Raw genomic sequence first — 11,317 nt, forward strand, 5'->3', positions numbered from 1 at the left:
GGCCGCGGCGGCCAGGGCGTTCATCACGTGGTGCTCGCCGAGCACCTTGAAGTGCACGGGCCGCGACTGGCCGTCGGGCAGGTGCAGCGTGAACGAGGTGCCGCGCGAGCTGGAGACGACGTCCGTGGCGCGCACGGCGGCGCGCTCGTCGAGGCCGAACCAGAGCACGCGGGCCGCGGTCTTGTCCGCCATGGTGGCGACGCGCGGGTCGTCGATGTTCAGCACGGCGACATCCGACTCGAGCAGGTCGGTGACCATCTCGGTCTTCGCCTGCAGTGTCTTCTCGATCCCGCCGAACTCGCCGGCGTGCGCCAGCCCGACCTTGAGCACCACGCCGACGTCCGGGCGCGCCATCCGCACCAGGCGGGCGATCTCTCCGATGCCGCTCGCGCCCATCTCGGCGACGAGGAACTGCGTCTCCTCCGTCACCTGGAGCATCGTCACCGGGGCGCCGACCTCGTTGTTGAAGGACGCGCGCGGCGCGATCGTCGGGCCGACCTGCTCCAGGACGGCGCGCAGCAGGTTCTTGGTCGTGGTCTTGCCGTTGGAGCCGGTGATGCCGATCACGCGCGCATTGCGCTGCGCGCGCACGGCGCTGGCCAGATCGCCCAACGCAAGCTCGGAACTTTGCACTTCCACCTGCGGCAGATCGCTTTCCACGCGATGCTCGACCAGGGCCGCCACCGCGCCGCGCGCTTTCGCGTCGGCAAGATAGGCATGACCGTCCACGCGCTCGCCCTTGAACGCGACGAACAGATCGCCAGGCTGCACTTTGCGCGAGTCGATCGCGACGCCGGTGACACTGGCATCGGCGCCGTGCAGGTGGCCGTGCGTCCACATGGCGATGGCGCTCAGCCGCATCATGCGCGGCGCTCCAGTGCGGCGCGTGCGACCGCCATATCATCGAACGCGCGCTTGCCGCCCGCGCCTTCCTGGTACGTTTCGTGGCCTTTGCCGGCAATCAACACCACATCTCCGCTGCGCGCCATCGTCAAAGCCGCGCGGATCGCCGCTTCGCGATCGCGCTGCACGGTGGCTGTCTGGGGCCGGGCCATGCCAGCCAGGATTTGCGCGACGATCGCGTCGCCGTCTTCGCCGCGCGGGTTGTCGTCAGTGACGATGGCGACATCGGCCAATCGCTCCGCGATCTCGCCCATCTGCGGACGCTTGCCGGCATCGCGCTCGCCGCCGCAGCCGAACACGCAGATCAGTCGCGCCTGGCAATGCGCGCGCAGCGCGGTGAGCGCCTGTTCCAGCGCGTCCGGCGTGTGTGCGTAATCGACCACCACCAGCGGCAGGCCATGCAAGCCGCCGATGCGGTTCATGCGGCCGTTCACCGGCTGCAACGCTTCGACGGCCTCGACGATGCGCTCGAACGCCTCGCCCAGTGCACCGAGGCAGCCGATGACGGTGAGCAGGTTCGCCACGTTGAAGCGGCCGAGCAGGCGGCTGCGGACTGTGCGTTCGCCCCAGGGCGTGCGCAGCGTGAAGGCAACGCCTTCGGCCGAGGTGACGATGTCGCGGGCTTCGATGTCGGCCTGCGCATCACCCGCACTGCTCAGCCGCCATGCGCGTACGCCGGGCGATAGCTTGTCGACCAGTTGGCGACCGAAGGCGTCGTCGGTATTGATCACCGCTGCTTTCAATCCCGGCCATGCAAACAGACGGGCCTTGGCTGCGCCGTAGGCCTCCATGCTGCCGTGGTAGTCGAGATGATCGCGCGTGAGATTGGTGAAGGCCGCGACCTCGAACGCGGTAGCGGCGGCACGCCCCTGCTCGAGCGCGTGCGAGGAGACTTCCATCGCCATGTGCGTGGCGCCCTCGCTCCGGCATTGCGCAAACAGCCGCTGCACCGCGATGGCATCCGGCGTGGTGCGCTCGCCTTCCTGCAACTGCCCGTGCAAGCCCGCGCCCAGCGTGCCGATGGTGGCGGCGCGATGGCCCAGATGTTCCAGCGCCTGCGCCAGCAATTGCACGGTAGAGGTTTTGCCGTTGGTGCCAGTGACACCGATCACGCGCATCGCCTCGGACGGACGGCCAAAGAAGCGTGATGCGATTTCGCCGACAAAGGCATGCAGGCCATCGATCCACAGCACCGGCACGCCGGGGTCTTCCAGCTCCGTCGGTACCGGCGCTTCGGCCAGTACCACGCTGGCGCCACGCTGCACCGCGCCGCGCACGAATTCGATGCCATGGCCGCGCGTGCCGCGCAAGGCGAAGAACGCATCGCCGCTTTTTACCTGCCGCGAATCGAGCGCCAGCCCGGAAACGACGATAGGCCCTGCGGCCTTCGTTTCGGCGATGCCTTGCAGCAAGTGATCGAGGCGCTGTCCGCTCATGGCTCGACCGCCTCCACCGCGGATTGATCGTCCTGCGTGTTCTGCGGTGGCGCGGTGCCGGCCAGTCCGCCGCCAGCCTGCAATGGGCCGCCGACGTACCAGCGTCCGATGTTGTCCGGCGGCACGTCCAACAGGCGCAGCGCGCCGCTCATCACGCTCTGGAACACTGGCGCGGAAACCACGCCGCCGTAGTAGGCGTTTTTCTTCGGATTGTTGATCACCACTACGCCGACCAGGCGAGGATCGGTGGCCGGCACGATGCCGGCGAACAATGAGTTGTAGCTGTTCTTGGCATAGCCGCCGCCGGAGGCCAGATGCGCCGTGCCGGTCTTGCCGGCCACGATGTAGTTGGCGATCTGCGCACGCGTGGCCGAACCGCCCGGCGCGGTCACCGTTTCCAGCATGTCCACCAGTTCGCGCGCAATGTTGGGCGAAATGATCTGCGTGCCCGCATCGGCGCCGCCCTTGATGAAGGTGGGCGTGTGCCGCACGCCGCCATTGGCCAGCGTGGCGTAGGCCGTGGCCAGTTGCAGCGGCGTGACGTTGAGGCCGTAGCCGTAGGCCATGGTGGCTTTCTCGATCGGGCGCCAGCTGCGGCCAGGGCGCAGCAAGCCGGCCGATTCACCAGGAAAACCGCTGCCCGTGCTTTCGCCAAAGCCGAACGCACGATACGTGTCATACAGGAACTTGGTATCCAGCGACAAACCGATCTTGGCCGCACCGATGTTGCTGGATTTGGTCAGCACGCCAGTGGGCGTCAACACGCCGTTACCGCCGGTCTCCACGTCGCGGATGTCCTTGCCCATGAAATACCAATGACCGTTGCCGGTATCGACCATGGGCGAAGTAGGCGTGTACTTGCCGCTGGAAAGCGCCGCCGCCATGGTGAACGTCTTCATGGTCGAGCCAGGCTCGACCACGTCGGTCACGGTGCGGTTGCGACGCGCGGCGGCCGGGCTGCCGGTGACGGCATTGGGGTTGTACGTAGGCAGGCTCACCATGGCGAGAATCTCGCCAGTGTGGATATCCAGCACCACCATTTCACCGGAGTCGGCGTCCAGCTCGTCCAACTGTTTCTTCAGCTCGCTATAAGCAAGGAACTGGATGCGCCGATCGATGCTGAGCGTGAGGTTCTGACCCGGCTGCGGCGCATGCACTTGCTCCACGTCTTCAACGATGCGGCCCATGCGATCGCGGATCACGCGCTTGGCGCCCGGCTTGCCGGCCAGCCAGTTGTCGAACGCCAGCTCCAGGCCTTCCTGGCCGTGGTCGTCGATGTTGGTGAAGCCGAGCACATGCGCTGTCACTTCACCGGACGGGTAATAACGCTTGTATTCGCGTTGCCCGTTCACGCCGGGAATGCCCACCGCCAGCACCGCCTGCGCCGCCTCCGGACTCATCTGCCGGCGCAGATAAGCGAAGTCACGATCCGCCCGCTGCTCCAGGTAGGACTTCAATTCATCGGCATTGGTACCCAGCGCCTGCGCCAGGGCAGGAATACGGTCGGCATTGTCGAGCACTTCCGACGGCACGCAGGTGATCGAGACCATCGGCGTGGACACCGCCAGCGGTTCGCCGTTGCGATCGAAGATGGTGCCGCGCGACACCGCGATCGGCATCACGCGCAAAAAGCGCGCGTCGCCCTGGTCCTGATAGAACTGCTTGCGCACCACCTGCAGATCGAACGCGCGCGCCACCAGGCCCAGCGAGGCGACGCCGAGTATGCCGATCACCAGCAGCATGCGCCGGCGCGTGCTCGGGCCCGCACCTTTGCGGCGCGAGCTGGGCTTGGGCGCCATCGCCTGTTGCAGCCGGTTCATGGTCGCACCAGCTGCACGTCCTGCGGACGCGGCGTGAACATGCCGAGCTTGGTGCGCGCTTCATTGTCGATGCGGCGCGGTTCGGCCCAGGTCGCCTGCTCCAGTTCGAGCCGGCCGTATTCGATATTCAATTCGTCGCGCTGGCTTTGCAGCTGCGAAAACTGCACGAACAGAGCGCGGCTCTGGTGGCGCGTCCACACGACCGCGATCGCGCTGACCATCGTGGCAACGAGCAGAAGCAGCAGGCTGAAGATGCCTACGATCTTCATGCGCTGCTCTCCTGCGCCACCTTCTGCGCCACGCGCAGCACGGCCGAACGTGCGCGCGGGTTCGCCGATTGCTCCGCCTCCGAAGGAAACTGCGCCTTGCCGACCGCTGTGAGCTTGGCCGGCGCCGCCGCCACCGGCGGGCCGCGACGGCTGCCCTGCACGCGGCCGGAGTGATCGCGGATGAATTGCTTCACCATGCGATCTTCCAGCGAGTGGAAGCTGATGATCGACAGGCGGCCGCCGGGATTGAGCCGCTCCAGCGCCGCTTCCAACCCCTGTTCGAGCGCCTGCAGTTCGCCGTTCACGCGAATGCGCAACGCCTGGAACGTACGCGTGGCCGGATGCTTGCCCGGTTCGCGCCGGCCGATCACGCGCTCGACCAGGGCGGCGAGTTCGCCGGTGCGGGTGATTGGCGTTTCCTTGCGGCGCTCGACGATGGCGCGGGCGATCTTGCGGCTGAAGCGCTCTTCGCCGTAGATCCACAACACATCGGCGATCTCGCGTTCGTCGGCGTGGGCGAGAAAATCGGCGGCGCTTTCGCCCTGCGTGGGGTCCATGCGCATGTCCAGCGGCGCATCGGCCATGAAGCTAAAACCGCGGGCGGCTTCGTCCAGTTGCGGCGAGGACACGCCCAGGTCGAGCAGTACGCCGTCGAGGCCGGCGTCCGTTTCGTCCCACTCGGCGAGCGTGGAGAAATTGGCATGGCGAATCGACACCCGCGGGTCGGCGCCGAATTCGTTTTGCGCAGTGGCGATGGCCTGTGGATCGCGGTCCATCAACAGCAGCCGGCCGTCGGAGCCCAGGCGCGACAGTACGGCGCGGGCGTGACCGCCGCGTCCGAAGGTGCCATCGAGATAACGCCCGCCTGCCCGCACGGCGAGACCCTCCACCGCTTCATTCAGCATCACCGGGATGTGCTGACGCTCAACCATCTCGCACTCCCGCTCTGGTTCGTATTCATCCCGCGCCCTGACCGTCACCGGTCAGAGCCGCAGGTCCGCCATGTCGTCGCTGATTTCGTCTTCGCCGATGGTCTGGCGGATCTTGGCCAGGTGGGCTTGTTCGCTCCACAGCTCGAACTTGTTGCCCATGCCCAGCAGAACCGCTTTCTTCTCGATACCCGCCGCAGCGCGCTGGCTGGCCGGCAACAGAATGCGCATGGCGCTGTCCGGCTCCACCATTGCCGCCGCACCCACCAGCTTCATCTGCAAGGCGCGGTGCACGGCTTTCACATTCGGCAGGGCGTTCACCTGGTCGCGCACCTTTTCCCACTCCGCATGCGGGAACAGCCAGAGGCAGCCCGACTCGAACGGGTTGTAGGTGATCACCAGCCGATTGGCGCAAGCGCCCGTCACCAGCTCCCGATACGCAGTCGGAATAGCCAGCCGGCCCTTGTCATCGACAGTGATGGCGGTTTCGCCCTGAAACACGACCTAAGGAACTCCCACGAAATCCCACGATTTCACACAGGGTCCCACGATAGTCTCGCCCCTTGAGACTGTCAAGAAAATTTTGCTTGTGAATCAAGGAGAAAGGCGAAGTTCTGACGAAATTTCCAGTGATTTCTAGAAAGGGCCGCAAGAGCCTTGATCAGCATGGATTTTTTGAAAATCAAAGCCAGCGAAGCGAAGCAGGAAGCGAGAGAAAAGCCCTACCGCGCCTCTCTCACTGCCTGCTTCGCTTCACTCGCTCCTGAATGAAAGGTGGAGTCGGCCTGTAAGCCGGGTTCTGTACGCCTTGCGGCGCGACAGTCATTCCTCTCGGCCAGGCGTCGCCGCCTGGCTCCAGCAACCTACCCGGGAACAACGCGGGCCGCGTTATCGTTCCCCTATTCGGTCTTGCTCCGGGTGGGGTTTACCGTGCCGTACGGCGTTAGCCCCGTACGCGGTGCGCTCTTACCGCACCCTTTCACCCTTACCTGTGCCCTTGCGGGCCATCGGCGGTCTGCTCTCTGTTGCACTGGCCGTCAGCTCACGCTGCCCAGGCGTTACCTGGCACCCTGCCCTGTGGAGCCCGGACTTTCCTCGACGCGCACAAGGCGCGACGCGACTGCCCGGCCGACTCCGGCGGGAATTATATCGGGATTGGAGCGGTAAAGGCCCGCAGCATGCCGCAAGATATGCGCAGGTTGGGGTGCAAACCCCAACATCTTCATGCTGTGCGGTGCTCAATTGCTGGGGTTTGCACCCCAACCTACTCATCCTTCGCCTTTGTCGCCATACAACATTTTTCGCGACGCACCTGTAATCGCAGCCGCCAATTTCGCCGCCTTTGCCGGCGGCAACTCCTCTCGCAAAATTGCGAATACACGCTGCCCTTCAACCAGCTTCGCATCCGCATCATCACCACGCCCAGCGACAAGCACCACGCATTCACCGCGCTGCTGATTGGGATCCTCCGTCACGCGCGCCAGCAGTTGCGACAGTGGCTCGCCAATCACCGTCTCGAACAGTTTGGTAAGTTCACGCGCCAATACAGCTTCCCGCTCCGCACCGAATACGTCGCGCATGTCGGTCAGGCTTTCGACGATGCGATGCGAGGATTCGTAAAAAATCAATGTGCGCGGATCGCCCGCAAGTTCTTCCAGGCGGCTACGGCGCGCAGCGCTTTTCGGCGGCAGAAAACCTTCGAACACGAAGCGATCGCTGGGCAGGCCCGCCACGGAAAGCGCCGCGATCGCGGCGCACGCACCAGGCACGGGTATGCAACGAATGCCCGCTTCGCGCGCCGCGCGCACCAGCCGAAAACCCGGGTCGCTGATCAGCGGCGTGCCAGCATCGGAAATCAATGCGACCGATTCGCCCTGCTCCAGCCGCCGCACGATCGCCGCCACGGCCTCGCGCTCGTTGTGCTCGTGCAACGCCACCAGCGGCGTGCCGATATTGTGCTGGAGCATCAGCGGGCGACTGTGCCGGGTGTCTTCGGCAGCGATCAACGCAACCTTGCGCAGGGTTTCGATGGCACGCGCGGAGATGTCATCGCGATGACCGATCGGCGTCGCGACTACCCACAGGCAGCCCGCTTGATGGCTGGACATTGATGGAACCTCTGATCCGTTCGCGGCGAAGCAACGATGCGATCGGCTATGATCGCGCAATTACCCCCATGGGATCGAGGATATCCATGCGCCCAGGTCGTCTTGCCGCGTCAGGACTGCTGATTTCGTTGCTGTTGAGCGCCTGCGTGCCGTCGGTGGTGCCACGCTCGCCCGCCGAAGTCGCCGCCGCGCAAAACGCCGCCAGTCTGGCCGGCCAGGGACAATTCGACCAGGCGGCGCAAGCGTATCTGGCGCTGGCCACGCAAACGCCGAGCCGCGCCGATCATTACAAGCTGCTCGCCGCCGAAGCGTATCGCGAAGAAAACGCACTGGATCGCGCAGCACCGCTGGTGGTGGGCATCCAGCGCGACCGGCTTGTCGATGACGAACCGGTACGGCTGGATCTGCTGCGCGCGGAGATTGCGTTGCGTCAGCGCGATCCCGCCACCGCATTGCGCCTGACCACACAGCCGGACCTCAGCGTGCCCGCGAATCTGCGCCCGCGCCTATTGATCCTGCGCGCGGATGCGCTCGCCGGCACCGGCGACCTGTGGGGCGCCGCACGCACACGCGTGGAGATGGACGATGTATTGCACGGCGCCGATCGCGAACAAAATCGCGACCAGGCGCTGACGCTGCTCACCAAGCTCGGCGCCGAACCGCTCAAGCAGCGCGCCGCCGCCATGCAGCAAGGCGACCGCATGCTGCCGTGGGTGAACGAAGCGCTCGGCCGCCTCGGCGTGACGGTGGCGCAAGCGCAGCCGAACCTGGAACAGGCCGTCGGCACGCTGGTGCCCGGCAGCGGCGCGAGTGTGCGCGAGGGCTACAAGATGCCCGCGCACGTCGCCTTGCTGCTGCCCAATAGTGACGGTCTCGCGGCCGCCGGCGCAGCGATTCGCGAAGGCTTCTTTGCGGCGTATTTCCAATCGTCCGATACGCATGCCCCACGCGCCACCGTGCGTGTGTACGACAGCGGCGGCAATGCCGCCGGCGCCATCAAGGCCTACAACCAGGCCGTCGCCGAAGGGGCGCAGATGGTGATAGGTCCGCTGGCGCGCTCGGAAGTGACGGCTGTGCTGGGACAGTCCTCGCTGCCGGTACCGGTGCTGGCGCTCAATCATTCCGACAACAAGACATTGCCGAACGGCAGCGCAAGCGAATTCGCGCTGATGCCGGAAGACGAAGGCGCGCAGGCTGCCGATCACTTGATCGAACGCGGCCTGCACAACGCCTACGTCGTCATTTCCGGCGATGATTTCGCCAAGCGCGCCGCCGCCGCCTTCAAGGCCGAGCTGGAAGCCAAGGGCGGGCAGATCGCCGGCACCGCGCAGTTGCCCTCCAATGGCGTCAACTATGGCGACGCGATCAATGCACTGAATGCAGGCAGCGCCGGCAGCGATGCGGGCCTGTTCATCAGCATGCGCGCGGAACAGGCTCGCCTGCTGCTGCCGCAGTTGCGCATTGCGCGCATCACCCTGCCCGTATTCGGCACTTCGCACATCTACGGCGGCAGCGACAACGCCACCGCCGATCGCGACCTGGAAGGCGTGGAATTCTGCGACGCTCCATGGCTGTTCGACGCACAGACCGGACTGCCTGCCTACCACGACATCGCCGCGCAACTCCCCGCCGCGCATGGCGGCGCCGCGCAACTGTTCGCGTTCGGCATGGATGCATGGAACCTGGTGCCCTACCTCGACTGGCTACGCAGCCATCCGGGCAGCTATCTCCCCGGTGCTACGGGCCAACTCGCCGTGGACACGTTCGGCCATGTCAAGCGCGTGCTCACCTGGTTGAAGTTCCAGGACGGCGTGGCCCGCCCAAGCAACGCCACCCTGCAGATGGACAACTCGCCCGCTGCTCCCGCTCCTGCCGGCAGCGCACCCGCACCGGCGAGCAGCGCCCCCATCCAACCGAATGGTGGTTGATGCGCGCAGCAGGGAACGCATTCGAACAACGCGCATGCGATGAACTGGAACGCGCGGGACTGAAGCTGCTCGCGCGCAACTACACCACACGCTACGGCGAACTCGACCTGGTGATGCGCGACCGCGACACCATCGTGTTCGTCGAAGTACGCCACCGCGTGCGCGCCAGCCATGGCGACGCAGCCACTTCGGTGACGACGAGCAAGCAAGCCAAGCTGATCCGTGCGGCCGAACTGTGGTTGGCATCGCATCCGCAACATGCACAACGGCCCTGCCGGTTTGACGTCGTGAGCTATGACGGTCCTGTCACGCAGGCGCACATGACGTGGTTGCGTAATGCGTTCGAGGCGGGCTGAGTATCAAGGGCAAAGCTCGGGCTTTCGCAGGCGCGGCTGCAGTAACGAGTACGTTCTTGAGATATCGTTACGACGATTATGTTGTCGATCGGGAATGTGACAGTCACGCGCCTTCAGATCGAAATCGCCTGAATTGAGAACTGGCTGTCGATAAGGCCCAGTGCGTACGTTGCCCCGGGTCATCAAAAAGTCAGCGCCGCGACATCAGGATCCACCTCGCCGCGCTAAGCGGTACATGCAGCTTAAAGCTCACATCAGTGCCCGGCCAGCATCGCCGCGCATGCATCTGGCCGAGTCTAATGCTGCAAAGAAGCGGATCGAAGAAGAGCATGAGCGCCTGGTTTTCACCAGACGAAACGCCGAGAGCGCAGTGGCAGGTCATAAGCCGAGCAGGCACAGCCGCACGCCACCAAAGGTGAGAAAAACGCTACCTTTTCGCCCTCTCTTGAAAATCTTAGATCTTCTCTGCGCTCAACCCAAACGCCGCCAGCGCCTTGTCCGCACAAATATCGCCGATGATTGCCGCGTGCAGCTTGACGTTTTTCTTATCGTCATCTGCCCAGTAGGCGTAGCCACCCATATCCTCCGTTACTCCAGCACACGTATAGGTACGAATGGTCTTCCTCCCCTCCATCAAGGACGTTTGAATGTTGTAATAGAGGCGGTAATTATCTTTTTCAGACATCTTTTCATAATCGATCCCCCAAAATTTCTGAACACTGGTCATGGCATAAGAACTTGTGTCGGATACGGCAACTCCAGCACCGACCAGCTTCCGATGCAGGGCCTCATTCATTGCGTCTCCCACATTGAGGTATTCAGAGCGTTCGCTTTCACCGAACACGGTGACCCGACCCTGGGTGACTGTATAGCCTTCCACCGGCTTTTGATTACGCTGGCCCAGGTGGATCTGCCCTCCACCCAAAACAGCTCCAGCTATGGATAACGCCGTCGCGGCAGCTACCTTGCCTTTAGTCTGCTCCTTGAAATCCGACGTTGTAACAACGGGTGTTTTAACCCCTTCTTTGTGCAGACGATCAAGCACATCACTGGATATGCCAGGTCCCTGACCGGGCACGCTGGCGCAGGCATACAACGATAGGACGGCGACGATAAGGAAAACATGCCGCACCGTCTTTCCCAAAGCAGGCGGTATATAAAAGATTTTCGTTGGCTTCTTGCCTACTTGTTCCATTTCCGCAACATCCCTGATAGCGAGTTCACTAGCGCCAAGTTTCTCGCGTTACTCATCGCATGAATATAAGGACGGTCTGATAATTTGGTAGGAAACAAGAACTAGGGCCTGTTTACACTATTTGCGTAGCCCGGGTTGCCGCTGTGTAGCCGTCAGGTGGCAGTGCGTGGCGCAGCCTTGGCTGGCTGCCAAGGCAAGCCGCGCGCTGGCGCATGGCGGCTACACAGCGGCAACCCCAAGGGCTGGGTCTGTTTGCCCGCCATCCTGCGTCATCACTTAAGTCGTGTACCGACGTACACTCCTTCGCTCTTCCTTGTCTGGCGCGCAAACAGCTCCCAGCGCGGGCCACGCAAATAGTGTAAACAGGCCCTAG

Annotated in this window: 10 protein-coding genes and 1 other RNA gene; 2 read left to right on the forward strand and 9 right to left on the reverse strand. The window is 64.1% G+C overall.

All coding sequences use genetic code 11. The annotated features are described in order from the left end of the window. The 8 genes from ACTHNE_RS20395 to rsmI all read right to left on the reverse strand — a co-directional run. On the reverse strand, positions 1–864 hold an 864-nt coding region (locus tag ACTHNE_RS20395), incomplete at its 3' end, for a UDP-N-acetylmuramoyl-tripeptide--D-alanyl-D-alanine ligase (protein ID WP_440270173.1). Then, positions 861–2,339 carry a UDP-N-acetylmuramoyl-L-alanyl-D-glutamate--2,6-diaminopimelate ligase gene (locus ACTHNE_RS20400; RefSeq protein WP_324943569.1) on the reverse strand — a complete coding sequence of 493 codons (1,479 nt, stop codon included), beginning with the start codon at positions 2,337–2,339 and terminating at the stop codon, positions 861–863. The genes ACTHNE_RS20400 and ACTHNE_RS20395, both read right to left, overlap by 4 nt. After that, a complete protein-coding gene (locus tag ACTHNE_RS20405) occupies positions 2,336–4,159 on the reverse strand; it encodes a peptidoglycan D,D-transpeptidase FtsI family protein (protein WP_324943572.1) in 1,824 nt (607 codons plus the stop codon). Before ACTHNE_RS20405 ends, ACTHNE_RS20400 begins: the two co-directional genes overlap by 4 nt. Then, the gene (gene ftsL / locus ACTHNE_RS20410; RefSeq protein WP_324943575.1) at positions 4,156–4,428 is read right to left on the reverse strand and encodes a cell division protein FtsL; all 273 of its coding nucleotides are present in this window, start codon (positions 4,426–4,428) and stop codon (positions 4,156–4,158) included. The genes ACTHNE_RS20405 and ftsL overlap by 4 nt, the downstream gene beginning before the upstream one ends. Further along, positions 4,425–5,360 (reverse strand): 16S rRNA (cytosine(1402)-N(4))-methyltransferase RsmH, encoded by a 936-nt coding sequence (rsmH, locus tag ACTHNE_RS20415; RefSeq protein WP_324943578.1) that lies wholly within the window; start codon positions 5,358–5,360, stop codon positions 4,425–4,427. The genes ftsL and rsmH overlap by 4 nt, the downstream gene beginning before the upstream one ends. A 51-nt stretch (positions 5,361–5,411) precedes the next feature. After that, positions 5,412–5,858, reverse strand: coding sequence for a division/cell wall cluster transcriptional repressor MraZ (gene mraZ / locus ACTHNE_RS20420; protein ID WP_440270174.1), 447 nt, complete (start codon positions 5,856–5,858; stop codon positions 5,412–5,414). Between the two features lie 271 nt (positions 5,859–6,129). Further along, positions 6,130–6,493, reverse strand: an RNA gene (gene rnpB / locus ACTHNE_RS20425) — RNase P RNA component class A. Between the two features lie 132 nt (positions 6,494–6,625). Further along, entirely contained in the window at positions 6,626–7,465 is an 840-nt protein-coding gene (gene rsmI / locus ACTHNE_RS20430; RefSeq protein WP_440270175.1) for a 16S rRNA (cytidine(1402)-2'-O)-methyltransferase, read from the reverse strand. Between the two features lie 86 nt (positions 7,466–7,551). Between rsmI and ACTHNE_RS20435 the strand changes: the two genes are divergently transcribed. Continuing rightward, entirely contained in the window at positions 7,552–9,393 is a 1,842-nt protein-coding gene (locus tag ACTHNE_RS20435) for a penicillin-binding protein activator (RefSeq protein WP_440270176.1), read from the forward strand. Continuing rightward, positions 9,393–9,749 (forward strand): YraN family protein, encoded by a 357-nt coding sequence (locus tag ACTHNE_RS20440; RefSeq protein WP_440270177.1) that lies wholly within the window; start codon positions 9,393–9,395, stop codon positions 9,747–9,749. Before ACTHNE_RS20435 ends, ACTHNE_RS20440 begins: the two co-directional genes overlap by 1 nt. A gap of 454 nt (positions 9,750–10,203) precedes the next feature. Here the strand turns inward: ACTHNE_RS20440 and ACTHNE_RS20445 are convergent, their stop codons facing one another. After that, complete coding sequence (locus tag ACTHNE_RS20445; RefSeq protein WP_440270178.1) at positions 10,204–10,944, reverse strand: hypothetical protein; 741 nt, start codon at positions 10,942–10,944, stop codon at positions 10,204–10,206. Positions 10,945–11,317: the final 373 nt, after the last annotated feature.

Source organism: Dyella sp., from assembly GCF_051954575.1.
In the GTDB taxonomy this organism is placed as follows: Bacteria; Pseudomonadota; Gammaproteobacteria; order Xanthomonadales; family Rhodanobacteraceae; genus Dyella_B.

Bases quoted from the DNA above. Each gene is read 5' to 3' on its own strand.
- ACTHNE_RS20400 (WP_324943569.1), bottom strand. From the start codon at position 2,339: ATGAGCGGACAGCGCCTCGATCACTTGCTGCAAGGCATCGCCGAAACG.
- ACTHNE_RS20405 (WP_324943572.1), bottom strand. From the start codon at position 4,159: ATGAACCGGCTGCAACAGGCGATGGCGCCCAAGCCCAGCTCGCGCCGC.
- ftsL (WP_324943575.1), bottom strand. From the start codon at position 4,428: ATGAAGATCGTAGGCATCTTCAGCCTGCTGCTTCTGCTCGTTGCCACG.
- rsmH (WP_324943578.1), bottom strand. From the start codon at position 5,360: ATGGTTGAGCGTCAGCACATCCCGGTGATGCTGAATGAAGCGGTGGAG.
- rsmI (WP_440270175.1), bottom strand. From the start codon at position 7,465: ATGTCCAGCCATCAAGCGGGCTGCCTGTGGGTAGTCGCGACGCCGATC.
- ACTHNE_RS20435 (WP_440270176.1), top strand. From the start codon at position 7,552: ATGCGCCCAGGTCGTCTTGCCGCGTCAGGACTGCTGATTTCGTTGCTG.
- ACTHNE_RS20440 (WP_440270177.1), top strand. From the start codon at position 9,393: ATGCGCGCAGCAGGGAACGCATTCGAACAACGCGCATGCGATGAACTG.
- ACTHNE_RS20445 (WP_440270178.1), bottom strand. From the start codon at position 10,944: ATGGAACAAGTAGGCAAGAAGCCAACGAAAATCTTTTATATACCGCCT.